Source organism: Dermatobacter hominis (assembly GCF_020715685.1).
GTDB lineage: Bacteria > Actinomycetota > Acidimicrobiia > Acidimicrobiales > Microtrichaceae > Dermatobacter > Dermatobacter hominis.
Window position 1 is genome coordinate 3,643,582 of record NZ_CP085840.1, and the last position, 25,169, is coordinate 3,668,750.

At 73.7% G+C, this 25,169-nt stretch carries 21 protein-coding genes; 13 read left to right on the forward strand and 8 right to left on the reverse strand.

All coding sequences use genetic code 11. The features are described from left to right. Positions 1-26 precede the first annotated feature (26 nt). Positions 27-932, forward strand: a complete 906-nt coding sequence (locus tag LH044_RS17040; protein WP_227756789.1) for an enoyl-CoA hydratase — start codon at positions 27-29, stop codon at positions 930-932. Between the two features lie 49 nt (positions 933-981). Continuing rightward, a complete protein-coding gene (locus LH044_RS17045) occupies positions 982-2,199 on the forward strand; it encodes a CaiB/BaiF CoA transferase family protein (protein ID WP_227756790.1) in 1,218 nt (405 codons plus the stop codon). A 53-nt stretch (positions 2,200-2,252) separates the two neighbouring features. On the opposite strand, the gene LH044_RS17050 is transcribed toward LH044_RS17045, so the two are convergent. Both LH044_RS17050 and LH044_RS17055 read right to left on the reverse strand, forming a co-directional pair. Then, a complete protein-coding gene (locus tag LH044_RS17050; RefSeq protein ID WP_227756791.1) occupies positions 2,253-3,527 on the reverse strand; it encodes an acyl-CoA dehydrogenase family protein in 1,275 nt (424 codons plus the stop codon). Positions 3,528-3,555: 28 nt separating this feature from the next. Then, complete coding sequence (locus LH044_RS17055; RefSeq protein WP_227756792.1) at positions 3,556-4,665, reverse strand: acyl-CoA dehydrogenase family protein; 1,110 nt, start codon at positions 4,663-4,665, stop codon at positions 3,556-3,558. A 149-nt stretch (positions 4,666-4,814) separates the two neighbouring features. Between LH044_RS17055 and LH044_RS17060 the strand changes: the two genes are divergently transcribed. Both LH044_RS17060 and LH044_RS17065 read left to right on the forward strand, forming a co-directional pair. After that, a complete protein-coding gene (locus tag LH044_RS17060; protein ID WP_227756793.1) occupies positions 4,815-6,008 on the forward strand; it encodes an amidohydrolase family protein in 1,194 nt (397 codons plus the stop codon). A gap of 85 nt (positions 6,009-6,093) precedes the next feature. Then, positions 6,094-7,728, forward strand: coding sequence for a class I adenylate-forming enzyme family protein (locus LH044_RS17065; RefSeq protein WP_227756794.1), 1,635 nt, complete (start codon positions 6,094-6,096; stop codon positions 7,726-7,728). A gap of 37 nt (positions 7,729-7,765) precedes the next feature. Here the strand turns inward: LH044_RS17065 and LH044_RS17070 are convergent, their stop codons facing one another. The 3 genes from LH044_RS17070 to LH044_RS17080 are packed head-to-tail and all read right to left on the reverse strand — an operon-like array spanning position 7,766 to position 10,685. Continuing rightward, positions 7,766-8,971: a thiolase family protein gene (locus tag LH044_RS17070; RefSeq protein ID WP_227756795.1), complete on the reverse strand. Its 1,206-nt coding sequence runs from the start codon at positions 8,969-8,971 to the stop codon at positions 7,766-7,768. Beyond that, on the reverse strand, positions 8,968-9,399 hold the full coding sequence (locus LH044_RS17075; protein ID WP_227756796.1) for a Zn-ribbon domain-containing OB-fold protein: 432 nt from the start codon (positions 9,397-9,399) through the stop codon (positions 8,968-8,970). Before LH044_RS17075 ends, LH044_RS17070 begins: the two co-directional genes overlap by 4 nt. Further along, positions 9,396-10,685 (reverse strand): amidohydrolase family protein, encoded by a 1,290-nt coding sequence (locus tag LH044_RS17080; RefSeq protein ID WP_227760122.1) that lies wholly within the window; start codon positions 10,683-10,685, stop codon positions 9,396-9,398. The genes LH044_RS17075 and LH044_RS17080 overlap by 4 nt, the downstream gene beginning before the upstream one ends. Before the next feature lie 179 nt (positions 10,686-10,864). On the opposite strand from LH044_RS17080, the gene LH044_RS17085 reads away from it, so the two are divergent. The 5 genes from LH044_RS17085 to LH044_RS17105 all read left to right on the forward strand — a co-directional run bounded on the left by LH044_RS17085 (position 10,865) and on the right by LH044_RS17105 (position 15,956). Then, positions 10,865-12,127 carry a TetR/AcrR family transcriptional regulator gene (locus LH044_RS17085; protein WP_227756797.1) on the forward strand — a complete coding sequence of 421 codons (1,263 nt, stop codon included), beginning with the start codon at positions 10,865-10,867 and terminating at the stop codon, positions 12,125-12,127. 74 nt (positions 12,128-12,201) lie between these two features. Then, the gene (locus LH044_RS17090) at positions 12,202-13,365 is read left to right on the forward strand and encodes an acyl-CoA dehydrogenase family protein (RefSeq protein ID WP_227756798.1); all 1,164 of its coding nucleotides are present in this window, start codon (positions 12,202-12,204) and stop codon (positions 13,363-13,365) included. Next, positions 13,362-14,570, forward strand: a complete 1,209-nt coding sequence (locus tag LH044_RS17095) for an acyl-CoA dehydrogenase family protein (RefSeq protein ID WP_227756799.1) — start codon at positions 13,362-13,364, stop codon at positions 14,568-14,570. Before LH044_RS17090 ends, LH044_RS17095 begins: the two co-directional genes overlap by 4 nt. A gap of 4 nt (positions 14,571-14,574) precedes the next feature. Beyond that, positions 14,575-15,525 (forward strand): LLM class F420-dependent oxidoreductase, encoded by a 951-nt coding sequence (locus tag LH044_RS17100; protein WP_227756800.1) that lies wholly within the window; start codon positions 14,575-14,577, stop codon positions 15,523-15,525. Further along, positions 15,522-15,956 (forward strand): VOC family protein, encoded by a 435-nt coding sequence (locus tag LH044_RS17105; protein WP_227756801.1) that lies wholly within the window; start codon positions 15,522-15,524, stop codon positions 15,954-15,956. Before LH044_RS17100 ends, LH044_RS17105 begins: the two co-directional genes overlap by 4 nt. Here LH044_RS17105 and LH044_RS17110 read toward each other — a convergent pair. Together LH044_RS17110 and LH044_RS17115 are read right to left on the reverse strand one after the other, a co-directional pair. Beyond that, positions 15,931-17,445 (reverse strand): class I adenylate-forming enzyme family protein, encoded by a 1,515-nt coding sequence (locus tag LH044_RS17110; RefSeq protein WP_227756802.1) that lies wholly within the window; start codon positions 17,443-17,445, stop codon positions 15,931-15,933. The two genes, LH044_RS17105 and LH044_RS17110, sit on opposite strands and share 26 nt — an antisense overlap. 6 nt (positions 17,446-17,451) lie before the next feature. After that, positions 17,452-19,686, reverse strand: a complete 2,235-nt coding sequence (locus LH044_RS17115) for an acyl-CoA dehydrogenase family protein (protein WP_227756803.1) — start codon at positions 19,684-19,686, stop codon at positions 17,452-17,454. 86 nt (positions 19,687-19,772) lie between these two features. Between LH044_RS17115 and LH044_RS17120 the strand changes: the two genes are divergently transcribed. Next, the gene (locus tag LH044_RS17120) at positions 19,773-20,690 is read left to right on the forward strand and encodes an SDR family oxidoreductase (RefSeq protein ID WP_227756804.1); all 918 of its coding nucleotides are present in this window, start codon (positions 19,773-19,775) and stop codon (positions 20,688-20,690) included. Between the two features lie 7 nt (positions 20,691-20,697). Beyond that, positions 20,698-21,501, forward strand: a complete 804-nt coding sequence (locus LH044_RS17125) for an SDR family NAD(P)-dependent oxidoreductase (protein WP_227756805.1) — start codon at positions 20,698-20,700, stop codon at positions 21,499-21,501. Here LH044_RS17125 and LH044_RS17130 read toward each other — a convergent pair. Next, a complete protein-coding gene (locus LH044_RS17130; protein ID WP_227756806.1) occupies positions 21,485-22,711 on the reverse strand; it encodes an amidohydrolase family protein in 1,227 nt (408 codons plus the stop codon). The two genes, LH044_RS17125 and LH044_RS17130, sit on opposite strands and share 17 nt — an antisense overlap. A 52-nt stretch (positions 22,712-22,763) precedes the next feature. Between LH044_RS17130 and LH044_RS17135 the strand changes: the two genes are divergently transcribed. Both LH044_RS17135 and LH044_RS17140 read left to right on the forward strand, forming a co-directional pair. Further along, positions 22,764-23,603, forward strand: a complete 840-nt coding sequence (locus LH044_RS17135; RefSeq protein WP_227756807.1) for an amidohydrolase family protein — start codon at positions 22,764-22,766, stop codon at positions 23,601-23,603. A 3-nt stretch (positions 23,604-23,606) separates the two neighbouring features. Beyond that, positions 23,607-25,130: an AMP-binding protein gene (locus LH044_RS17140; RefSeq protein ID WP_227756808.1), complete on the forward strand. Its 1,524-nt coding sequence runs from the start codon at positions 23,607-23,609 to the stop codon at positions 25,128-25,130. The last annotated feature ends 39 nt before the right edge of the window (positions 25,131-25,169 follow it).

The following is a 25,169-nucleotide window of genomic DNA, read 5'->3' on the forward strand; positions in this document are numbered from 1 at the left end:
TGGGCGTCCGGCCGAGGGGGTCACGGGTGTCCGACTACGAGTTCCTGCGGTACGAGGCCCACGACGACGGCGCGATCGTGCGGATCCTCCTGGACCGCCCCGACGCCCGCAACGCCCAGAACCGGGGGCTGCTGGTCGAGCTCGACCAGGCGTTCCTGCGCGCCGAGGCCGACGACGACTGCCGGGTCGTGATCCTGGGGGGCACCGGCCCGATGTTCTCGTCGGGTCACGACATGGGCTCGAAGGCGGCGATCGCCGAGTACAGCACCCACCCGTCGATGTTCGTCGACGGCGGCACGCGCCAGGGCGCCGAGAAGCTCATGCTCCAGGAGTGGCACCACTACTTCCAGAACACCCTCCGGTGGCGGAACCTCCGCAAGATCACGATCGCCCAGGTGCAGGGGCCGGTCTACGCCGCCGGGCTCATGCTGATGTGGTGCTGCGACCTGATCGTCGGGGCCGACGACGTGGTCTTCGCCGACGTCGTGGGGACCCGGCTCGGGATGTGCGGGCTCGAGTACTTCGGGCACCCGTGGGAGTTCGGTCCGCGAAAGGCGAAGGAGCTGCTGCTCACCGGCGACAGCATCGACGTCGACGAGGCCCATCGCCTCGGCATGGTGTCGAAGGTGTTCCCGAGGGCCGAGCTCGAGGACCGCACGCTCGACTTCGCACGGCGCATCGCCGCCCTGCCGACGATGACGGCCCTGATGATCAAGGAGTCCGTCAACCAGACGGTCGACAACCAGGGCTTCACCAACGCCCTCCAGGCGTGCTTCACGATCCACCAGCTCAACCACTCCCACTGGGCGCAGGTGCACGACGACGGATGGCCGGCCGCACGGGCCGAGGACGGGATCCCGCCGTGGAAGGAGGCGCCGCCGGTCGTGCCGGCGGAGAAGGGCTCGGTCCGGGCGCCGGACCCGGTCCGATGAGCGCGGTGACGGAGACCACCGGCCGGCCGGTGGGGGAGGAGGGGTGACCATGTCAAGACCGCTCGAGGGGATCCGCGTCGTCGAGGTCGCCAGCTGGATGTTCGTGCCGTCCGCGGGATCGGTGCTCGTCGACTGGGGCGCGGACGTGATCAAGGTCGAGCACCCCGAGACCGGGGACCCGCAGCGAGGGCTCATCACCTCGGGCCTGCTCCCCGGCGGCGAGGGCGCGGTCAACTTCATGATCGAGCAGCCGAACCGCGGCAAGCGCTCGATCGGGGTCGATCTGGCCACGCCCGAGGGCCACGAGGTGCTCATGCGCCTGGTCGCCACCGCCGACGTGTTCGTCACCAACTACCTGCCGCACGTGCGCGAGAAGCTGCGGATCGACACCGACGACGTCCGTGCCGCGAACCCGGGGATCGTGATCGCCCGAGGTTCGGGTGCCGGTCCTCTCGGACCCGAGGCCGACCGCGGGGGCTACGACGGCGCGTCGTTCTGGGCGAGGGGCGGCGTGGGCGTGAGCATGCCCGACCGGGACGGCTGGCCCCCCGGGCAGCCGACTCCGGCGTTCGGCGACGTGATGGGCGGTCTCGCCGTCGCGGGCGCGATCGCTGCGGCGCTGGTCAAGCGCGAGCGCACCGGCGAGCCGAGCGTCGTCGACGTGTCGCTCCTCGCCACCGCGATGTGGCAGGTCTCGCCGATGGTCGTCGCGTCGAAGCTGTTCGGCTTCTCCAAGATCCCCCAGGGCGACCGCACGAAGTCGCCCAACCCCGGCGTCGGGACCTACCGGACCGCCGACGACCGCTTCATCGCCCTCATCCTCCTCCAGTCCGACAAGCACTGGGCCGACCTCGTCGAGCGGCTGGGCGACCCGGACCTGGCGACCGACCCGAGGTTCTCGGACTCGGCGGCCCGCGCGCAGAACGGACCCGAGTGCATCGCCCGCCTCGACGCGGCGTTCGGCAGCCGCCCGCTCGCCCACTGGAAGGAGGTGCTCGCCGACTTCGACGGCGTGTGGAGCCCGTTCCAGACCCTGGACGAGCTCTACGACGATCCGCAGGTGCAGGCCAACGGCTACCTCCCCACCATGACGGCCGGCAACGGCCAGGAGGTCCAGCTGGTGGCGAGCCCGGCGCTGTTCGACGAGCAGCCGATCCAGGTCGAGCGGGCGCCCGAGCACGGCGAGCACACGGAGCTGCTCCTGATGGAGCTCGGCTACGACTGGGACCGGATCTCGGAGATGAAGGGGTCGGGCGCCGTGCTGTGAGCGGGCGGCGGGCGGCGGGTCGGGCCCGACGTCCGGTCCGGCCCGCGCCGGGATCAGCCGCCTCGCCGCCCGCCCCCGCCGCGCTGCACCTCGCGGTACGGGACGTCGCGGTCCGCCGCCGCCTCCCTCGGCATGCCGAGGAGTCGCTCGCTGATGATGTTGCGCTGGATCTCGTTCGAGCCGCCGCCGAGCGACACGCCCTGGCGCGAGAGGGTGCCGAGGCCCTGCTCGGCGCCGGCCGTCGGTTCGCCGGCCGGCCACGCCACGACCGACGAGCCCGCCAGCTGCAGGGCGATCTCGCCGCGCCGCATCGTGCTCGTCGCCCCGAACAGCTTGATGATCGACCCGGCGGGCGGCGGCATCGCACCGGTGGCCATTCCGGTGGTGACCCGGCGCACCAGCTGGTTCGCCACCAGCTGGCGGACGTGCGCCTCGGCCAGCAGCTGGCGGGCATGGGCGTCGTGCTCGAGGCCGGCGTCGCGGACCACGTCGACGAGACCCGATCCCTCGCCCGGCGCGTCGTGGCCGATGGCGGCGCCGCTCGTGTAGGGCGAACCGCCGCCGACCGCCATCCGCTCGTGGACGAGCAGGCGCGTCGCCACCGTCCAGCCGTCGTCGATCTCGCCGACGACGTCGGCCACAGGCACCACCACGTCGTCGAAGAACTCCTGGCAGAACTCGAGCGATCCGTCGACCTGGCGGATCTGCTCGACGGTCACGCCGGCCTGGTGGATGGGGAGGATGAACATGGTGAGGCCCCGGTGCTTGGGCACGTCCCAGTTCGTGCGGGCGAGGCACATGGCGACGTCGCTCGCGTAGGCGGCCGAGCTCCAGATCTTCGAGCCGTTGAGCACGAAGACGTCGCCGTCGCGGTCGGCGCGCGTGAGGCACCCCGCGAGGTCCGATCCGCCGCTCGGCTCCGACAGGAACTGCACCCAGAGCTCCTCGCCGCGGAGGATGCGCGGCAGGTGCCGCAGCTTCTGCTCGTGGGTGCCGAAGTCGACCAGCGTCGCGGCCAGGATGCCGAGCGTCGGGACGTTGAGCGAGAACGGCATGTCGTAGGGCGCCGACTCGGCGGTGAAGGCGCGCTGGTGCTCGGGCGTCAGTCCCAGGCCGCCGTACTCCGCCGGGAAGCAGATGCCCGCGAACCCGCCCTCCCAGAGCAGGGCCTGCAGGCCGCGCTCCTTCTCGCGCCGCTCGTCGCCACGGTCGTTCCAGTCGTCGCCCCGGCGGGGCATGTGCGCCGCCAACCAGGCGCGGGCCCGGGCGCGGAACTCGTCGACCGGCTCGAGCTCGACGTCGGTGCCCTCGGCCTCCTCGACGCTCATGCCACCTCCTCCCGGTGGCGGCCGGCGCTCACGCCGCACCCTCGAGCAGTCGGGCGGCGATGCGCTCGGCGTGCTCCTCGGGTGTCCCGTGCGACGCCCGGTCCACGGTGACGCGGCGCAGGTAGAGGTGCAGGTCGTGCTCCCAGGTCACGCCGATGCCGCCGTGCAGCTGGATGCAGTCCTGCACCATCTCGGTGGCGTGGGGGCCGATCCAGACCTTCGCCGCGCTGACCACCTCGGACGCGTCGGAGGCGCCGACCGCGACGGCGCGGGCCGCCGCGGTCGCGATCGCGTGGCACGCCTCCAGCCAGACCTTGTCGTCGGCCATGCGGTGCTTGAGCGCCTGGTACGAGGACAGCGGTCGGCCGAAGGACCACCGGTCGCCCAGGTACTCGAGCGTCATCGCGAACACGCGGTCGATGGCCCCCACGGTCTCGGCGCACTGCAGGGCGCAGGCCAGATCCTCCTGGTGGCGGAGGTCGCCGGCCAGGTCGTCGCCGGTCCCGAGCACGGCGCCGTCGTCGACGACCGCGCCGTCGAGGTCGACCCGGGCGTGGCGCCGCACGAGGTCGAGGCCGTCGAGCGGCGTCACCGCCACGCCGGGTCGGTCGGTGCGGACCAGGACCTGCGCCGGCCCGTCGGGGGTCCTCACCGTCACCAGCAGGTGGCTGGCGGCGCCGGCGGCCTCGACGGGCGTGCAGGTCCCGTGAAGCTCCATCCGGCCGTCGGAGCGCCGGCGGGCCTCGACCGGGCGCGGCCCGCACCAGGCCGCCACCTCTGTCCCTTCGAGGAGCCCGGGCAGCACGGCGGCCCGTTGGGCCTCGGAGCCGAGCCGGCCGACGGCCTCCGCGACCACGTTGACCGGCACGAGCGGACCCGGCGCCACCACGCGGCCGACCTCCTCGGCGACGAGCACGAGGTCGAGCAGACCGTGCTCCGACAGCGATCCGCCGCCGTGCGCCTCGGGCACGAGCAGCGACGTCCAGCCGAGCTCGGCGCCGCGTCGCCAGACCGCGCGGTCGAAGCCGTCGGGGTCGTGCTCGAGGGCTCGGGTGGTCGCGATCGGGCACTCGGCGGCCAGGAACCGCCGGGTCGTCGCGACGAAGGCCTCCTGCTCCTCGCTCAGCTGCAGGTCCAAGGATCCTCCACGTCGCGCCGCCTTCCCGCCCGCGTCGACCGGAGTGTATGGTCATCTAACAGCGATGTCACCTCTCGGTCGGCGGGGCCCCGTGCGGGATCGCAGGGGATCCGGCCGGCCGAGGCTCCGCCAGCACCGGGGGGTTCCACATGCCGACTCGTCAGCTCGACTTCGAGGTCTTCGACGCGGACAACCACATGTACGAGACCCGCGACGCGCTCACGAGGCACCTGCCCGACGAGTACGCCGGGATCATCCGCTACGTCGAGGTCGACGGCAGGACGAAGATCGCCGTCGGCGGGCGGATCAGCGACTACATCCCGAACCCGACCTTCGACCGCGTCGCCGCCCCGGGCGCGCAGGAGGACTACTACAAGAACGGCAACCCCGACGGGAAGAGCCGCCGCGAGATCATGGGTCGGGCGATCGAGGCCCTCCCCGCGTTCCGCGAACCGGGTCCGCGGCTCGCGCTGATGGACGAGCAGGGGATCGACCGGGCGCTCATGTGGCCGACGCTCGCGAGCCTCGTCGAGGAGCGCCTGCGGGACGACCCCGACGCGATCCACGCCGTCGTCCACGCCCTCAACCGCTGGATGCACGACGAGTGGAGCTTCAACTACGAGGACCGGATCTTCGCGGTGCCCGTCGTGACGCTCCCGATCCTCGAGAAGGCGATCGAGGAGCTCGAGTGGGTGCTCGAGCGGGGCGCCCGGATCATCCTGATCCGCCCGGCGCCGGTCCCGGGGTTCCGCGGCCCGCGCTCCTTCGCCCTCCCCGAGTTCGACCCCTTCTGGCAGCTGGTGCAGGACGCGGACGTCGTCGTCGGGATGCACGCGTCCGACAGCGGCTACCAGCGCTACCTCAACGAGTGGGAGGGCGTCCGGGAGGGCGAGTTCACCCCGTTCCGAGGGGTGTCGGGCTTCGCCGCCATCATCGGCGGGCAGCACCGCGAGATCACCGACACGGTGGCCTCGGCGGTCGGCCACGGCCTCTGCACGCGCTTCCCCCGGCTGAAGATCGTGCCGGTGGAGAACGGCAGCGGCTGGGTCCGCCCGCTGATCGAGGACATGCGCGGCGCCTACGAGTTCAACCCCCACGTGTTCGAGGAGGACCCGGTCGAGGTGCTCCGGCGCAACGTGTTCGTCCACCCCTTCCACGAGGACGACACCCGCGGGCTGATCGACGTGATCGGGGTCGACAACGTGCTGTTCGGCTCGGACTTCCCCCACCCCGAGGGCATGTCGGACCCGATCAGCTTCGTCGACGAGCTCGACGGCTGCTCGCCCGACGTCGTCGCCAAGGTGATGGGCGGCAACCTCGGTCGGTTGATGAACGTCGCCTGAGCCCGGGTCCCACCGGTCGGGCAGCGCGTCGATGGGGCAGGATCGCGACGGCGCGGCCACCGCACCGGAGGGGGGAACGATCACCGTGAGCACCACGCCGCACTTCCCGACGTTCACGCCGACGAGCGGGGCGCTCGTGCGGTCGTGCGCAGCGCGTTGGGGCGACCGGACCTTCGTGGTCCTCGACGACGAGCGGCTCACCTACGCCGAGGCCGACGAGCGCTCGGCCCGGTTGGCGAAGGGCCTGCTCGTCTCGGGGGTCGGCAAGGGCAGCCACGTCGGGCTGCTGGCCCCGAACGGACCGGCGTGGGTCGTGGCCTGGCTCGCCGCGACCCGCATCGGCGCGGTCGTCGCGATGCTCAACACGTACAGCAAGGCCGAGGCGCTCGGGCGGGCGGTGCGCCACGCCGACCTGGGCCTCGTCCTGACCGCGGGCTCGCACCTGGGCCACGACTACCTCGACCGCTTGGAGGAGGCGGCGCCGGGCCTGGCCGGCCAGCGCCACGAGCACCTGCTCCTCGCGTCGCACCCCTACCTGCGGAGCGTGTGGACGTGGGGCGCGCCGACCCGTGGCTGGTGCGGCGACGTGGCCGAGCTGCACGAGCGGGGTGGCGGGGTGGACGACTCGCTGCTCGAGGAGGTCGAGCGCGAGGTCCGGCCGTCGGACCCCATGGTCATCGTCTATTCGTCGGGCAGCACCGCCGAGCCGAAGGGGGCGATCCACGGCCACGGCGCCACCGTGCGCCACGCCCACAACCTCGGGCGCATGCGGGACCTGCGGAGCGACGACGTGATCTACACGCCCATGCCGCTCTTCTGGGTCGGCGGCTTCAGCTTCACGCTGGTCGCCGCGATGCACGCCGGCGCCACGCTCGTGTTCGAGGAGCAGTTCGAGCCGGGCGCCACGCTGGCGCTGCTGGAGCGCGAGCGCGTCACCCAGGTGCTCGGGTGGCCGCACATGGCGAAGGCGCTCGTCGACCACCCGACGTACCCGGACCGCGACCTGTCCGCGGTCAGGGCCGGGAGCCTCAACGCGCTGCTGCCCCAGTCGGAGCAGGCCGGTGCCGCCGTGCCGAGGGCCAGCTCGCTCGGCATGACCGAGACGCTCGGGCCCCACACGTTCGCCGGCCCGGGCGATCTGCCCGAGGGCGACCAGGACAGCTTCGGCCGGTCGGTGCCGGGCGTCGAGCACCGGATCGTCGACCCCGTCACCCTGGAGGAGCTGCCGGCCGGCTGCGACGGCGAGGTCTGGGTGCGCGGCTACTCGGTGATGCTCGACCTCCACAAGCGCGAGCGCCCCGAGGTGTTCACCGCGGACGGCTGGTACCGGACCGGCGACTCCGGCCACTTCGACGGCGTCGGCCACCTGCACTTCACGGGACGGCTCGGCGACCTCATCAAGTCCTCGGGCATGAACGTCACGCCGCTCGACGTGGAGGTCGTGCTGGAGGACCTGCCCGAGGTGTCGATGGCGTTCGTGACCGGCGTCGACCACCCCGACCGCGGCCAGGTCGTGGTGGCGGCGGTCGCGCTCCGACCGGGCGACCAGCTCGACGAGGACGAGGTGCGGTCGCGGGCGTCGGAGCGGCTCGCGTCGTACCAGGTGCCACGGCACGTGGCCGTGTACGCCGACCAGCGGGACCTCCCCTGGCTCGACTCGGGCAAGCTCGACCGCCGCGCCCTGGCCGCCCGGCTGGCGGCGCGGTTCGGGGCGGGCTGAGCACCTGGCCGACGGCCCCCGGCGGGACCGTGCCGCCTCAGCGACCGTCGTGACGGGTCAGCAGCATGGCGCCGGCGATCGGTCCGCCGCCGTTGGCGACGGCCGCGACCTCGACGTCGCGGCTGGTCACCTGGCGCTCGCCGGCCTCGCCCCGCAGCTGCAGGCACGCCTCGTGGAGGAAGCCGAAGCCGTGGAGCCGGCCGGCCGACAGCTGTCCGCCGTGGGTGTTGAGCGGCAGGTCGCCGTCCGGCGCGATCCGCGCGCCGCCCTCGATGAACGGACCCGACTCGCCCCGGCCGCAGAAGCCGAGCGCCTCCAGCCACACCATCGTGAGGAAGCTGAACCCGTCGTACAGCTCCGCGACGTCGACGTCGGACGGCCGGAGGTCCGTGCGCTCCCACAGCTGCGCGCCGGCGTCCCGTGCCGCCATCGTCGTGAGGTCGTCGAACTGGTCCCACGACGGCCGTCCCCGCAGCGCGGTCCCGACCGCCTCGACCCGGGCGACCGGGTGGTCGACGTCGCGGGCGTGCTCGACCGCCGACACGATGAGGGCGGTCGACCCGTCGACCGGCGCGTCGCAGTCGTAGAGGCGGAACGGGGTCGAGATCATCCGCGCCGCGAAGTAGTCGTCGAGCGTCATCGGATCGCGGTACACGGCCTTGGGGTTGCGGCCGGCGTTGCGCCGTCCGTTGAGGGCGATCATGGCCATCTGCTCGGTGGTGGTCCCGAACTCGTGGAAGTGGCGGTTGGCGTTCAGGGCGAGCCAGTTGGCGGCCGAGTAGGCCCGGAACGGGATCGACCACTGGAGCTGGCCGCCCATCCGGGGCACCCCGCCGCCCTTCGACACGCCGATGCCGGCGCGCCCGCCGCCGCCCTGGGCGCTGCCCTCGGTGACGGTGCGGTACACCAGCACGTGCCGGGCCAACCCGGCGGCGACGGCCATCACGGCGTTGACCACCGCGGCGAGCTGCGCCGCGCCCTCGAGCCCGCCCGAGTGCCAGTTCAGCTCGAGGCGGAGCGCGTCCTGCACCTCGGGGGTGCCCGGACCGGAGAAGCCGGCGAGGCCGGCGCCGGCGCCCGGATAGGTGCTCAGCCCGTCGATGTCGCCCGTGGTGAGCCCGGCGTCGGCGATCGCCTCCAGGGCGGCGTCGATGGTGAGCGACAGGTCGCTGCGACCCAGCCTCCGGCCCACGTCGGACTGGCCCACCCCGGAGATGACGGCACGACGCTCGACGTCGGTCACGGTGCACCCTCCTCGGCGCGTCCGTCGGCCGGCTCGAAGACGGGGATCCACACGTCGTCGTGGTGCTCGAACGCGACCTGGACCGCCATGTCGATCGCGACGTCGTCGGGGTCGCAGCCGACGACGTTGGTCGTCAGCCGGAGGTCGCGGTGCTCGACCAGCTCCACGATCGCGATCGACCACGGTTCGGTCGAGCCGTCCCACGGGTGGTGGTTGACGGTGCAGGACACGACGGTGCCCCTGCCGCTGACCTCCTGCGGCGCGACGTCGGCGCCGCCGCAGTCCGGGCAGCGGGGCACCGGCGGGTGCAGCCAGCGGCCGCAGTCCGCGCAGCGCAGGAACCGCAGGACCCCGTCGCGACCGGAGGTCCAGAAGAACCGGTTGTCGTGGTCGAGGAGCGGGCGGACGCGGAACGGCGCGTCGCTCACGAGGCGGATCGCCCCATGCGCTCCGCCAGGGTCATCGCCGTGACGATGCCGTCGTCCTGGAACTTGCCCGTGCCGTGGCTCACCGGGGTCGTGTCGACGTCGGTGGCGCGGGCGCGGAGGGCGCCCACGGTGGCCCGGTCGCGGGGGATGTGCGCGAACGGGTCGTACTGGAAGTTGCGCATGGCGTTGAGGTGGGTGATCCGCTCGACGTCCGCGTCGGGCACGCCGTCCAGGTACTTCGCCGCCATCTCGGGCGACTCGGGCCACGTCGAGTCCGAGTGCGGGTAGTCGCACTCCCAGTGGATGTGGTCGGGGTTCAGGTGGTGGCGGACCTCCATCCCCGTCGCGTCGTCGATGAAGCAGGTGAGCACGTGTTCGTTGAAGACCTCGCTGGGGAGGCGCGAGCCGAAGTCCTGGTTCGTCCACGCCTTGTGGTGCCGGTAGACGTAGTCGATCCGCTCGAGGAAGTACGGCACCCAGCCGATGCCGCCCTCGCTGAGCGCCACGCGGAGGTCGGGGAACTTCCGGAACACGGGCGACCAGACGAGGTCCGCCGCGCACTGGACGATGTTCATCGGCTGGAGGGTGATCATCGTGTCGATCGGTGCGTCCATGGCCGTGATGACCGTCGTCGACGACGACCCGATGTGCAGGCAGACGACGGTGCCGAGCTCGGCGCACGCCGCGAGGAACGGGTCCCAGTGGTCGCTGTGCCAGCTCGGCAGCCCGAGCTTCTCGGGGTTCTCGGAGAACGTGACGGCGTGGCAGCCGGCCGTAGCCATGCGGCGGACCTCGTCGGCCATCGCCTGCGGATCCCAGACCGGGGGCACCGACAGCGGGATCATCCGCCCGGGGTGGCGGCCGCACCAGTCCTCGACGTGCCAGTCGTTGTACGCCCGCAGCAGCTGGAGCGCGACGTCCTTGTCGTCGAGCGTCATGAAGAGCTGGCCGGTGAAGCCGGTCATGCTCGGGAAGTTGAGCGAGCCGAGCACGCCGTTGACGTCCATGTCGCGCACCCGCTGGTCGACGTCGTAGCAACCCTCCCGCATCTCGGAGAAGGCGAGGGGATCGAGGCCGTACTCCTCGGGGACCCGGCCGGCGACGGCGTTCAAACCGACGTTGGGCAGCGCCGCGCCCTCGAACATCCACACCTCGCGCCCGTTCTCCAGCCGCTCGAGCCGCGGGGCGCGCTCGGCGGCCTCGCCGTGCAGGCGGCCCTCGAAGAGGTCGGGCGGCTCGACCACGTGGTCGTCGACGCTCACCAGGATCAGGTCGTCCACGTCCATGGTGTCCACCCCCGTGTGCTCCCGGGGCCCGTCCGGTCCCCGGCCCGGACCGTCACCGGGCGTCGCCGACGCCAACGTGACGGCGTTGTTAGATTAGCCCCCGCCGGTCCCCGGTGATCGGTGCAGGGAGGACGTCCCGATTGGCAGCGCCACCGCGCGACATCACTACCGTGTCACCGATGGAAGCCAACGTCGTCCGCCGGCGACCGTTCGGCAGCAACCCGCTGGTGGGCGAGCGGGGCACCGACACACACCGCCGCGTGCTCGCGGCTGCGCTGCAGGTGTTCGACGAGACCGCGTTCGCCGAGGCGAGCGTGGAGCAGATCGCCGAGCGGGCCGGGTGCTCGCGCCCGGCCTTCTACCAGTACTTCTCCTCCAAGGAGGACGTGTTCTGGGCGCTGGCCGCCGAGCTCGGCGCCCGGATGGTCGACCTGGCTCGCCAGCTCGGTCCGATCGGCCCCGACGCCGAGGGCGTCGAGCAGCTGACCGAGTGGGTCGACGCCTTCATGGAGCTGCACGAGGAGTGGGCGCCCGTGTTCGCCGCCTTCCCGTCGGCCAGCCGCGGCCAGCGCCAGAGGGTGGCCAGCTCGGCGCCGATCAGCGACGAGACGGGCCGTGCCCTCCTCAAGGCCTTCGGCGTCCGCCGCTCCCGCGCCAGCGAGCGGGTGGTCACGAACCTCGTCGCCGTCCTCATCCGCTGCAGCTTCTACGCCGAGGCCGCGCCGAAGGGGATGAGCCGCGACCCGCTCGTCATCGGCCTGGCACGGTTCGTCCACCGCGTGCTGGCGGGGCCGATCGACGGCGTGAACATCCGTCGCGGGCGTCCGGCCCGGCGGCGTCGGATCGAGGTCATCACGCCCTGGGAGGTCGAGCCGCACGCCCCGCTCCGGGCCCGGGGCGAGCGCACCCGTCGCCGGCTGCTCGACGCCGGCGTCGTCGTGCTGCCCGAGCGCGGCTACCACGACACGCGCGTCGACGACCTGGTCGAGACCGCCGGGGTCAGCCACGGCACCTTCTACCGGTACTTCGACAGCAAGGACGACTTCTTCCGCGTCCTGGCCGGCGAGGCCTCGGCCCGGATGATCGAGCAGGTCGACCGCCTGCAGCTGGACGCGCCGCCGGCCGAGCTGCGGGCGTGGCTGCGCGACTGGTTCGACGCCTACGAGTCCGACGGCGGCATCATCAGCACCTGGCAGGACATGAGGACGAGCCCGGAGCTGGCGGCGTTCTCGCAGCAGGTGGCGGCCTCGGTGTTCACGCGCCTGGAGCGGCTGCTCGACCGGCGCGACTTCGGTCAGCCGCAGGTCAGCGCCACGCTGCTGCTCGCCCTGATCGAGCGCGCGCCGTACCACGTGTACACGCTCGGCTTCGGCACGCGGGACGAGGTGATCGAGTCGACGGTCACGATCATCAGGCGGGGGTTCCTCGGGATCGAGGAGTAGGCCCACGGGCCCGGGCAGACCCGGGTCGGTGGACGAGCGGCGCACGGCGCCGGCCGGTTCGGGGGGAGCGGCACATGGACTTCGAGCTGAGCGAGGAGCAGGCCGGGCTGCGCGACGCCGCGCACGCCGTCCTCGCCGACGCCTGCCCCCCGTCGGTGGTCCGGCGGTGCTTCGACGGCGGACCCGACGTCGTGGAGGAGGTGCGGCGCGAGCTCTGGGCGGTGCTGGTCGGGCTCGACTGGGCGGCGCTGGCCATCCCCGTCGACCACGGGGGCCTCGGCCTCGGTCCGATCGAGGTCGGGATCGTCGCCGAGGAGCTGGGCCGGGTCGTCGCCCCCGCGCCGTTCCTCGCCACCTGCACCCAGTTCGTGCCCGCGCTGCGGGCAGCGGGTTCGTCGTGGCGGCTCGACGAGGTCGCCGCCGGTGCGGTGACCGGCGCGCTGGCCCTCGCCGAGCACGGCCGGTGGACGGCGGACGCCGTGACCACCATCGCCGCGCGTGGGCCCGACGGCTGGGTGCTGTCGGGGACCAAGTCCCACGTGCTCGACGGTGCGTCGGCCGACGAGGTCGTCGTGGTGGCCCGGGCGCCGGAGGGCCTCGGCCTGTTCGTGGTGCCCGGCGACCGGTGCCGTCGTCGAGCGGTCCGCACGATGGACCCGACGCTCCCGCTCGCCCACCTCGAGCTCGACCGGGTGGACGTCGGCGGCGAGCGCGCCCTGGTCGAGCCGGGAGACCCGCGCGCCGCCGCCGTGGTGGACCACGCCCTCGAGCACGCGACGGCGGCGCTGGCGGTGTCGACGGTGGCGACCTGCCGCAGCATCCTCGACACGACGGTGCAGTACGCCCTCGACCGGGTGCAGTTCGGTCGGCCGATCGGGTCGTTCCAGGCGGTCAAGCACCGCCTGGCGGACTGCCTGCTCGCCGTCGAGCGGGCCGGCGCGCTGGCGTGGTTCGCGCTCCTGACGCTGGCCGAGGACGACGGCCGGCGCTCGGTCGCGGTGTCGATGGCCAAGGTGGCCGCCGGTGACTGCCAGCGCCTGCTCGTGCGCGACGGGCTCCAGCTCCACGGCGGCGTCGGCTTCACCTGGGAGCACGACCTGCACCTGCACCTCAAGCGGGCCGCCGCCGGCGAGCTGCTGCTCGGCACCGCGGCCGACCACCGGGCCCGCCTGGCCTCGCTGCTCGACCTGGTCGACGCCGGTGCCGTCCCGGCGGACGAGGACCGAGGTGCAGCATGAGGCTGCGGTTCGACGACGCGGTCGAGGCGTTCCGCGCCGAGCTGCTCGAGTGGCTGGCGGCGAACCGGCCGGACCCCGAGGAGATGGCGGCCGAGCCGTCGCTGTCGACAGGGCACGCGCCGGGGTGGGCCCGCCGCTGGACCCGGGCCATGTTCGACGCTGGCTGGCTGGTGCCGGGCTGGCCTCCCGAGCTCGGCGGCCGCGGCGCCTCGCCCATCGAGACGCTCGTCTACCTCGAGGAGCTGGCCCGGGCGCGGGTGCCGCGCACGACCAACGTGCAGGGCCTCGGCATCGTCGTGCCGACGATCGTGGAGCACGGGAACCCCGAGCAGGTGCGGGACCATGCGCTCCCGATCCTGCGCGGCGAGTCGACGGCCTGCCTGGGCATGAGCGAGCCCGGCGCCGGGAGCGACCTCGCCGGGCTCTCGACCCGGGCGGTGCTCGACGGCGACCACTGGGTCATCGACGGCCAGAAGGTGTGGACCTCGGGCGCGAACTACGCCGACACGTGCCTGCTGTTCTGCCGGACCGACCCGGACGCGCCCAAGCACGAGGGCATCTCGATCCTGATCGTGCCCATGGGCTCGCCGGGCATCACGGTGCGGCCGCTGCCCGAGATCATCCGGCCCGAGGCGCCCGACCTGAACGAGGTGCACCTCGACGCCGTCCGCGTCCCGGCGGGGAACCTCGTCGGCACGCTCCACGACGGGTGGGCCATGGCGAACGCGTCGCTCGCCCACGAGCGCGGCATGGTGTGGGTCAGCGCGGTGATGGGGCTCGAGGAGTCGCTCGAGCGCCTGCGGGGCGAGGCGCCCGAGCTGCTCGCCCCGCTCGGGCCGCAGGAGCGGGCGCTCGCCGTCGACCAGATCGTCCAGGTCGCCATCGACGCGCAGGCTGCCCGCTGCATGGGCTACCGGGGCTTCGGTCGGCTCGCCCGGGGCGGGACCGCCCCCGAGCAGGCGCTCATGAAGCTCTACGCCAGCGAGTCCCGGCAGCGCATCGCCCGCGTGGCCGCCGAGCTCCAGGGCGCGAATGCCCTCGAGGTCGACCGGGTCGCCAACGACGGCCACCTGGCGGTCGACGAGCCGCAGGGCACCTGGCTGGAGCAGTACTTCAACAGCTTCGCCAACACGATCTCGGCGGGGACCTCCGAGATCCAGCGCAACATCATCGCCGAACGGGTGCTCGGACTGCCGAGGGGGTGACCACGTGCGCTTCGCCCTGACCCACCCGCTGGTCCACGGACCGTACGACCCCGCGCTGGCGACCGGCGCCGGGGTCCAGGCCCTGGCCCGGGCCGCCGAGGAGGCCGGCTTCGACGGCTACGGCTTCACCGACCACCCGGCGCCACCGCGCCGCTGGCTCGACGCCGGCGGCCACGATGCGCTCGACCCGTTCGTCGCGCTCGGGTTCGTCGCCGCCGCCACGACCACCATCCGGCTGGTGCCGAACGTGGTCGTGCTGCCGTACCGGAACCCCTTCGTGGTGGCCAAGGCCTCGGCCACGCTCGACGTGCTGTCGGGCGGTCGGTTCACCCTGTCGGTCGGCGCCGGGTACCTCCGCGCCGAGTTCGCCGCGCTCGGCCTGGACGTCGACGAGCGCAACGACCGCTTCGACGAGGCGCTCGAGGTGCTGCGAGCGGCCTGGTCGGGCGACGACGTCACCTACGAGGGCCGGTCCACCACCGCCCGGGAGGTCGCCCCGCGGCCGGTGCCGACCGCCGCGCCGCGGCTCCCGATCTGGATCGGCGGCAACGGTGCCCGGGCGCGTCGCCGGGTCGCGGCCCACGGCGACGGCTGGGCGCCGTTCCCGGCGCCCGCCGGCCTGGCCCGGACCGCCCGCACCACGGCCCTCGACACCACCGACGCGCTGGCCGAGGCCATCGCCGACCTGCACGTCCGGCTCGACGAGGCCGGGCGCGACCCGGCGGCCGTCGACATCTCGTTCGGGTGCCACGCCGGTGGCGACCCGGCCTCCGACGCGTTCGACCCCGAGGCGCACCGCGCCGGCCTCGAGGAGCTCGCCGCGCTCGGCGTGACCTGGGTCCAGGTCGGCGTGCCGGGCGACGGCGTGGACGCGGCGGTGGCGGTGATCCGCCGCTACGGGGAGACCGTCATCGCACCGAGCCGGGTGGACCGGCCCGGAGGGGAGGGGACGTGAACGTCGTCAACCACGTCGGCCACTGCGTGACCGACCTCGACCGGTCACGCCGGTTCTACGAGTCGGTGTTCGGCTTCCGGGCCGTCCGCGACCTGGCCGTCCCCGACGAGCCGGCCTCCCGGCTCCTCCGCGTGCCCCCGCCGGTCGGGCTCACCGCCGTGTACCTCGAGCTCGGCGGCACCGTGCTGGAGCTCCTGCACTTCGACCGGCCCGCCGACGGCCCGGCGCGCGACCGCACCTTCACGGAACCCGGCCTCACGCACCTGTCCTTCACGGTCGACGACGTGGCCGCCACCTGCGCCCTCGTCGAGGAGCACGGCGGCACGGTGCTCGCCGACACCGACGTCGGCGGGCTGGCGATCATGGTCCAGGACCCGGACGGCCAGCTGCTCGAGCTGCTGCCGGTCAGCGACCGGGCAGGTCGCGCTTGACCACCTTGCCGGTGGGGTTGCGCGGCAGGGCGGTCACGAACGTCCAGCGGCGGGGCACCTTGTGCGGGCTGAGCCGCTCGGCGCAGTGGGCCCTCAGCTCGTCCTCGCCCGCCTCGGCACCGGGCGCGACCACGATCCAGGCGCCGACGTCCTCGCCGAGCACGTCGTGGGGCACCCCGGCGACGGCCGCCTCGGCCACGGCAGGGTGCTCGTAGAGCACCGCCTCGACGTCGGCGGCGTGCACGTTGTTGCCGCCCCGGATGATCACGTCCTTCTCCCGGCCGACCAGGTAGAGGAAGCCGTCCTCGTCGACCCGGGCCAGGTCGCCGGTGTGCAGCCATCCGTCCTGCCAGGCCGATGCGGTGGCGTCGGCATCGGCGAAGTACTCCCGCTCGCGCCCCGGGTTCCGCACCAGGAGCTCGCCGACCTCGCCGGCGGGCAGCTCCTCGCCCAGCGGATCGACCACGCGGACCTCGGTCGGCGGCACCGGTCGGCCGACCGATCCCCGCCGTCGCTCGATCTCGTCGTGCGGCATCGTGCAGAAGGCCGGCCCGGCCTCGGTCATGCCCCAGGAGTTCGACACGACGGCGCCGGCGAGCCGCGCCCTGAGCCGATCCTGGGTCGCGGGCGCGAGCGGGGCGCTCCCGAGCGGGCAGAGCGTGATGCTCGACAGGTCGGCGGTCTCGAAGCGCGGGTGGGCGAGGAGCAGCTCGGCCATCGCCGGGACCAGGAACGTCGCCGTCGGTCGGTGGCGCTCCACCGCGTCGATCCAGTCGTCCGCGTCGAACCGCGGGAGGTAGAGCAGGCGCATCCCGAGCTTCATCGGGTTGTACACCGACGCGATTCCGGCGAACGTCGACATCGGTGACGAGTGGAGCCACCCGGTGCCCGACCAGGGCGGCAGGCCATTCGGGATGAGCGCGATGTTGCCGTGACGCGCGACGACGCCCTTCGGCCGGCCGGTGGTGCCGGAGGTGTACATGATGTCGGCCATGTCGGCGCCGGTCACCGGCACCTGGAACGCCGCGTCGTCGCCGTCGAGCATCGATGCCCACGGGAGCACCCGGTCGTCGCCGTCTGGCGGCGCCGACGTCACGACGTGGCGCAGCGCGGGCAGCTCGGCCCACGCCGATCGCAGCGTCGCGGTGCTCGCCACGCCGCTGATCGCGACGACCGCGCCCGAGTGGCCGAGGACGTGCACGAGCTCCGGTGCCACCAGTCGCGTGCTGGTCGGGACGGCCACGGCGCCGGCCTTGTGCACGGCCGCGTAGGACAGCAGGAAGCGCTCGGGTTCGTCGGGCGGGACGTGCACCGCGACGCGGTCGCCGCGCTCGACGCCGAGGTCGACCAGGTGGCGCGCGATCTGGTTCGAGCCCCGCTCCCAGGCGTCGAACGTCAGCTCGGTCCCGCCCGTCACGTCGACGAACGCGACCTCGTCGGGGTGGGCGTCGGCCATGAGCCGCAGCTGGTCGGGGAGCAGGTCGGCCACCGGAGGTCACCCCACCCCGGACCGCTCGGGGTCGCTCGGCTCGGGATCGCGGGGCAGGCCGAGCAGCCGCTCGCCGATCACGTTCCGCTGGATCTCGCTGGTCCCGCCGGCGATCGTGAGGCACCGGTTGGCGAGGAAGCCGAACGTCCACTGGGCGGCGGGCCCGACCGTGGTGGCGCCCTCGGGGCCGAGCAGCCGCAGCCCCAGCTCCTGGGTGCGCTGGTCGTGCTCGACGCCCAGCAGCTTGCGGACGCTGGCCTCGGCGCCCGGCGGCGCACCGTGGAGCGAGCGCAGCGTGGACCGCAGGCCCATCACCGCGATCGAGTGCGACTCGGCCAGCAGGGCGCCGAGCTCGTCGAGCACGAGCGGGTCGTCGGCGATCGATCCGCCGGTCCCACCCTCGGCGGCGAGGTCGGACACGAGCGACACGAGCGCCTCGATGCCCCCGCCGAACGACGACCCGCCCGCCATCGACACCCGCTCGTTCGCGAGCGTCGTGCGGGCGAGGGCCCAGCCGCCGTCGACCTCACCCACGACGCAGTCGTCGGGCACGAACACGTCGGTGAGGAAGACCTCGTTGAACATCTCGAGGCCGGTCAGCTCCCGCAGCGGGCGGATGTCGAGGCCGGCGCTCGACATGTCGACGACGAAGTAGGTGATGCCGAGGTGCTTGGGCGCCGTGCGATCCGTCCGGGCCAGGCAGATGCCCCAGTCGGCCTCCCGGGCCATCGTGGTCCACACCTTCTGCCCGTTCAGCACCCATCCGCCCTCGACGCGGTCGGCCCTGGTGGTCAGCGCCGCGAGGTCGGACCCGGCCTCGGGTTCGCTGAAGAGCTGGCACCAGCTGATCTCGCCGCGGAGGGTCGGACCCACCCAGCGCTCCTGCTGCTCCTCGGTCCCGTGCGTGGCGATCGTCGGCGCGGCCCAGGCGCCGACCTGCAGGTGCGGGACGCGGACCCGGGCCCGGCGCAGCTCCTCGTCGATCACCAGCTGCTCGACGGCGGTGGCGTCGCGCCCCCAGGGCGGCGACCAGTGCGGGACGATGAGCCCGGCCTCGGCGAGCGGGACCCGTCGCTCGTCGCGGTCCAGGTCGGCGATCACCCCGATCGTCGCCCGCAGCTCGGAGCGGAGCGCGTCCGCCTCGGGCGGGAGCTCGAGCTGGAGGCGGCGGCGCACGCCGTCGAGCGCGGACCCGGCCAGGCGGCGGCGGTCCGCCGGCGCGCCGCCCAGGAGCTGGCGCAGCGCGAGGGCGCGGCGGAGGTAGAGGTGCGCGTCGTGCTCCCAGGTGAACCCGATCCCACCGAGCACCTGGATGCAGTCCTTGGCGATGTCGACCGCGGCGTCGAGCGCCACCGCGCCGGCCGCGGCGATGGCGACCCCGGCCTCGGGCCCGCGGGGATCTTCGCCGTCGAGCGCCACCGCGGCGTCCCACGCCAGGGCCCGGATCTGCTCCAGCGCGACGAGCATGTCGGCGCAGCGGTGCTTCACCGCCTGGAACTGGCCGATCGGGCGGCCGAACTGCCGCCGTACCGCGGCGTACGCCGCCGCCGTGTCGACGCACCACGACGCGATCCCGGCCGCCTCCGCGGCGGCGAGCGCGACGCCGACGGCGCGGACGACCGCGGCGTCGACACCGGGCAGCAGCGTGGCCGGCGCCCCCACGAGCTCGATCCGGGCCAGCGGGCGCGTGGCGTCGAGCGCCTCCACGGGCGCCGCCGTGAGCCCGTCGCGGCCGACCAGGGCCCAGCGCGGCCCGTCCGCGGTCCGCACCGGCAGGACCAGCAGGTCGGCCAGCTCCCCGCACAGCACGGGTGCTGCCCACCCCGAGGCGCGTCCGTCGTCGAGGTCGACGTCCGCCTGCGGCGCCACCGTGCCGATCGTCGTCCCCGCGGCGAGGCCCGCCAGCGCGTCGCCGGCCGCCGCGCCGTCCGGCGACGTCGCGGCCGCGACCAGCACACCGGCGGCCCAGGCGGTGGGGAGCAGCGGTCCCGGCGCGACGGCCCGGCCGAGCTCCTCGACGACGACGGCGGTCGCGCCGTGGCCGGCCCCGCCGCCGCCGCACGGCTCGGGCACCGCCAGGCCCACCCAGCCGAGGTCGGCCAGCGAGGCCCAGAAGGACGGCGGCGCCGCGCCGCCCGCGTCGAGCGACGCCCGGACCGTCGCCGGGTCGCACCGGTCGGACGCGAAGCGCCGGACGGCGTCGGCGAGCAGCTGGTGGTCCTCGTCGATGGCGATCCCCACTCGCGCTCCCAACGTCCCTCTCGATCTGACGCGCGTGTCACCTTAGCGAGTAGGGTGCGCCCGCAGCCGAGCGCCGAGGGGGTCCTGTGGGCGGCATCTGCGACGGACGGGTGGCGATCGTGACCGGTGCCGGGCGGGGCATCGGACGGGAGCACGCGCTGGCGCTGGCCGCCGAGGGCGCCGCCGTGCTGGTCAACGACGTGGGGTCGCGACCCGACGGCGGCGGGGCCGACGCCACGCCGGCCGACGAGGTGGTGGCCGAGATCCGCGCCCTGGGCGGGCGGGCCGTCGCCGACGCGTCCGACGTCACCGACTTCGAGCAGGCGGGGAAGATGGTGCAGCGCGCGGTCGACGAGCTCGGCGGTCTCGACGTGCTCGTCAACAACGCCGGCATCCTCCGCGACCGCATGGTCTTCTCGATGGAGGAGTCCGACTGGGACGACGTCGTCGCCGTGCACCTCAAGGGCCACTTCTGCCCGACGCGCCACGCGGCGGCCCACTGGCGCGCCCGGGCCAAGGCCGGCGAGGAGGTGGACGCGCGGATCATCAACACGGCGTCGCCGTCGGGCCTGTACGGCAACGTCGGGCAGTCGAACTACGGCGCGGCCAAGGCGGGGATCGCCGGGTTCACGCTCGTGTGCGCGCTGGAGCTCGGGCGGCTCGGCGTCACCGCCAACTGCCTCGCCCCGACCGCCGTCACCCGCCTCGTCGCGCCGGTGATGGGCGGCGAGGAGAACATCCCCGACGAGGTGCGGGAGCAGTTGTCGCCCCGATGGGTCGCCGCCGTCGCCACGTGGCTCGCCAGCCCGGCGTCCCGCGGCGTCACCGGACGGGTCTTCGACGTCCGCGGCGACACGATCGCCGTCGCCGAGGGCTGGCACCGTGGTCCCGAGGGCCCGAACCCCGGTGACCCAGCTGCCGTCGGCGAGGTGGTCGAGGCGCTGCTCGCCGAGGCCCGCCCCAACGGGGACCTCGACGGGCGCGACGACCCCGACCGGTTCTGAGGCCGTCGTGCACGTCGACGGCGCCAACGTGCTGGTCACCGGCGCCTCCTCGGGCATCGGCGAGGCGCTGGCGCTCGAGCTGGCGGCCCGGGGCGCGACCGTCGCCCTGGCGGCGCGACGTCGGGAACGGCTCGACGCCGTCCTCGGGCGGTGCCTCGACCGGGCGCCCGGGTCGACCCGCTACGTCGTCGACCTCGCCGACCCCGAGGCCGCCGAGGCGCTCGTGGCGTCGGCGTGGGACGACCTCGGGCACCTCGACGTCGTGGTCAACAACGCCGGCGCCCCCATGCGGCGCTCGGTCCGGGACCTGACGACGGCCGAGCTGCAGCGGACGATGGCCGTGAACTTCGAGTCCCCGGCGCGCATCTGCCTCGCGGCGCTCGGCCCGATGCTCGATAGGGGACGGGGATCGATCGTGAACGTGTCGAGCTTCGGCGGACGGGCCGGCATCCCCGGGGAGGCCGCCTACTGCGCGTCGAAGTTCGCCCTCGCAGGGTGGACGGAGTCGCTCGCGCTCGACCTGTGGGACAGCGGCGTCGAGGTGCGCCTCGTCCTCCCCGGTGCCGTCGACACGGAGATCTGGGACCAGCCGGGCAACGACGAGCCGGACTACGACGGCGACCTCGCGCCGGCCGGCGAGGTGGCGGCCGGGATCGTCGCCGCGATCGAGGGCGACCGGTTCGAGCACTACCTGCCGGACCTGTCGGACGTGGCCCGGTTCAAGGCGGACGCGATCGAGGACTACCTCGCGGGCGTGGTCGCCTTCGCCCGGAGCCGAGGCGCCGATCGGGAGGTCAGACCGCCGCCGTGACCGGCGCCAGGTGCAGGAGGTCCCGGACGTTGTCGGACATGACCGCCCGGGTCTCGTCGCGATCGAACTCGGGGATGTCCTCGACGAAGCGCACCGGCTCGGGCAGGCCCTCGGTGTGCGGGAAGTCGGAGCCGAACAGCAGGCGGTCGATCCCGATGGCGTCCCGCAGGCGGGCCATGTCGTCCTCGTAGTACGGCGCCACCCACACGTTGCGCCGGAACTGCTCGACGGGGTGGTCGGCGAACGCGAAGGGCATCTTCCCGTGCGCGTCGCGCAGGTTGCGGAGCAGGTCCGGCACCCACATCGCGCCGTTCTCGATCGAGGCGATCCGCAGCGTGGGGAACCGCTCGAAGAGCCCGTGGCAGATCATGGCCGCCAGCGAGTCGGAGATGCCACGGTCGGCGAAGGCGACCAACGGGAACGACGCGTGCTTGAAGCCCTCGAACCCACCGCCGCCGTCGCCGGCCGACTGCGTTCGCCAGAACCGGCCGTAGTGCGCCACGCCGCTCAGCCCCGCGTGCAGGACCATCGGCACGCCGGCCTCGGCGACGAGGCCCCACACGCGGTCGAAGCGCGGGTGCGCCGGCGAGACGTAGCCGTCCTCGCCGTCGGGCACGGGGCCGGGGATCGTGACGAGCACCTTGGCGCCGTCGCCCAGCACGCGCTCGACCTCGGCGGCGGCGAGCTCGGGTTCCGCCAGGGCGATCATCGGCGCGGCGTAGAGGCGACCGTCGCCGCGGTCGAAGCCCCAGTCCTCGTCGAGCCAGCGGTTGAAGGCGCGGAACGCGGCGTGCAGCGCCGGCAGGTCACGGCGGAGCGCCTCCTGCATGCCGACGCCGAGGGTGGGGAAGAGCAGCGCGCCGTCGAGGCCCTGCTCGTCGAGCAGGCGGACCCTCGCCTCCCGGACGCGGTACGCGGGGTGCTCGGAGATCGGGTCGAGCTCGCCGAACATGGTCTTGAGGTCGAGGCCCTCGGTGTTGCGGCCCCGGAAGTAGTCCTCGAGGCTGCCGGGGCGGGCGATCGGGTCGAACGTCGGGTTCGGGATGAACTTGTTCACACGGCCGCCCACGAGGAGTCGGCGGCGGCCGTCGATCTCGGCCCACTGCATGCAGCGCTTGGCCATGCCCTTCTCGATGTGGCGGGTGAACGCGTCCTCGGCCTCGTAGTAGTGCTGGTCGGCGTCGAAGGGACGGAACCCGAGCTCGCTCATGCGCGGAGTCTACGCCGCTTTCTGACGCTCGTGTCAGGTAGCGTTCGCTGCCATGGTCGTGGACGCGTGGGTGAACATCATCCCGGAGGCCTTCGCCTCGAAGTGGGCCGCCAAGGACGAGCAGCAGGGTGCCGTGCAGCTGTTCGGACCGGACCTCGCGAAGGGCCCGACGGTCGAGAGCCTGCTCGAGGCCATGGACGGCGCCGGCGTCGACACCGGGGTGCTCACCTCCGGGCTCGGCGACCCGGAGCGGGCGCACCGCCGGGGCGGCTTCGCCGCCGAGGACTTCCTGGCCATCGCGGACGAGCACCCCGGCCGGTTCCTCGTGTCGGCGGCCGTCGACCGGGCCACCAAGCCGCTCGACAACTGCCGGCGCGTCCGCGAGCTGGCGGAGCACCCGTCGATGGCGATGGTCCGGGTGACGCCGCTGGTGGAGCAGTTCGAGCTCAACCACCGCCTCTACTACCCGGTCTACGCGACCTGCGAGGAGCTCGGCCTCCCGGTGTCGATCAACGTCGGCGTGCCCGGTCCGCAGGTGCGCTCCCGGTGCCAGGACCCGGTGCTGCTCGAGGACGTGCTCATCGACTTCCCCGGTCTGACGGTCATCGGCGCGCACATGGGCCACCCCTACGAGTCGCTGCTCGTCCAGTACATGCTCAAGTGGCCCCGGCTGCACCTCATGACCTCGGCCTACCTCGCCACCTACATGGACCCGGCGATCGTGCGGTTCATGGACTCGTCGCGTGGCCGCGGGCGGCTGCTGTTCGCGTCGGACCACCCGGTGCTGCCGGTCGGCCGGGCGCTCGAGGCGGCGAGGGCCCTGCCGCTGTCGGACGAGGGCATGGCCGAGTACCTGGGCGGGGCCGCGACGCGGCTGCTGGCCCGCGGTTGAGCCGTGGGCGTCCACGCGGCGGGCCAGCACCTGGTGGCGATCGCCGCCGCGGACCCCGGCCGACCGGCGCTCGTGATGGCCGGTTCCGGCGAGGTCCGCACCTACGGCGCGATCGACGACTCGTCGCGCCGGCTGGCCGGCGTGCTGCACGACCGGGGGCTGCGCGCCGGTGACCACCTCGCGGTCCTCGTGGACAACGAGCCGGCGTTCTTCGACGCGGTGTGGGCGGCGCACCGCATCGGCCTGTTCGTCACCCCGATCAACTGGCACCTGAGCCCGGCCGAGGCCGGCTACATCGTGCGGGACTGCGATGCGACGGCGCTCGTCGCGTCGGCCCGCCTGGCCGGCGTCGTCGACGGTCTGGCGCCCGGCGACCTCGCCGCCGTCGACACGCGGCTCTCGGTGGGCGGGGCGATCGACGGGTTCGAGCCGGTCGAGGTGCTGCTCGGATCGGCGCCCGACGTCCCGGCCGGCAGCGAGCACGACGGCGGGTGGATGTTCTACTCGTCGGGCACCACCGGTCGACCGAAGGGCATCCTGCCGCCGCTCGGTCCCGCCGAGCTCGGCGCGCCGTCGTTCCTGACGGCCATGCTCGGCGGGCTGTTCGGGTTCGGGCCCGACTCCACGTACCTCTGCCCGGCGCCGCTGTACCACGCCGCGCCCGCGGGCTGGACGAACGGCACGCAGCGGCTCGGCGGGACCGTCGTGGTGATGGAGCGCTTCGACCCCCTGGAGCTGCTCGCGGCGATCGAGGCGCACCGCGTGACGCACGTGCAGCTCGTGCCGACCCACATGGTGCGGCTGCTGCGCCTCGATCCTGCCGAGCGGGCGGCCTTCGACCTGTCGAGCCTGCGGGCGGTGGTGCACGCCGCCGCCCCGTGCCCGGTCGACGTGAAGGCGGCGTTCATGGACTGGGTCGGTCCGATCGTGCACGAGTACTACAGCGGCAGCGAGGGCGTCGGGTTCTGCGCGATCGGGCCCGACGAGTGGCTCGCCCACCGGGGCTCGGTCGGTCGGTCGCTCACGGGGGTGATCCACGTCCTCGGCGCGGACGGCGACGAGGTGCCCGTCGGCGAGGAGGGGGAGATCTGGTTCGAGACCGATCGCCGCTTCGAGTACCACCACGACCCCGACGCCACCCGCGCCGTGTGGGACGACCGGGGCTGGAGCTGGCTCGGCGACGTCGGTCGCGTGGACGGCGACGGCTACCTGTACCTGACCGATCGGGCGTCGCACATGATCATCAGCGGCGGCGTGAACATCTACCCGCGCGAGACCGAGGACGTCCTCGGCGCCCACCCTGCGGTGGCCGACGTGGCGGTGCTCGGCACGCCCGACGACGAGATGGGCGAGCGGGTCGTCGCGTTCGTGCAGCTCGAGCCCGGCGCCGCTGCGGACCCCGACGAGCTGATCGAGTGGTCGAGGGCCCGCCTCAGCCACTTCAAGTGCCCGCGCGAGGTGCGGATCGTGGACCAGCTGCCGCGACTGCCGACCGGCAAGCTGCTCAAGCGTCTGCTCGTCACCTGAGGCACAGCACCCCGAGCCGCGATCCGAGGCGAGGGCGGT

What these genes read in the sequence shown, in the direction of transcription:
- LH044_RS17085 (WP_227756797.1), top strand. Translation starts at nt 10,865, where the DNA reads ATGGAAGCCAACGTCGTCCGCCGGCGACCGTTCGGCAGCAACCCGCTG.
- LH044_RS17045 (WP_227756790.1), top strand. Translation starts at nt 982, where the DNA reads ATGTCAAGACCGCTCGAGGGGATCCGCGTCGTCGAGGTCGCCAGCTGG.
- LH044_RS17060 (WP_227756793.1), top strand. Translation starts at nt 4,815, where the DNA reads ATGCCGACTCGTCAGCTCGACTTCGAGGTCTTCGACGCGGACAACCAC.
- LH044_RS17080 (WP_227760122.1), bottom strand. Translation starts at nt 10,685, where the DNA reads ATGGACGTGGACGACCTGATCCTGGTGAGCGTCGACGACCACGTGGTC.
- LH044_RS17135 (WP_227756807.1), top strand. Translation starts at nt 22,764, where the DNA reads ATGGTCGTGGACGCGTGGGTGAACATCATCCCGGAGGCCTTCGCCTCG.
- LH044_RS17050 (WP_227756791.1), bottom strand. Translation starts at nt 3,527, where the DNA reads ATGAGCGTCGAGGAGGCCGAGGGCACCGACGTCGAGCTCGAGCCGGTC.
- LH044_RS17090 (WP_227756798.1), top strand. Translation starts at nt 12,202, where the DNA reads ATGGACTTCGAGCTGAGCGAGGAGCAGGCCGGGCTGCGCGACGCCGCG.
- LH044_RS17095 (WP_227756799.1), top strand. Translation starts at nt 13,362, where the DNA reads ATGAGGCTGCGGTTCGACGACGCGGTCGAGGCGTTCCGCGCCGAGCTG.
- LH044_RS17130 (WP_227756806.1), bottom strand. Translation starts at nt 22,711, where the DNA reads ATGAGCGAGCTCGGGTTCCGTCCCTTCGACGCCGACCAGCACTACTAC.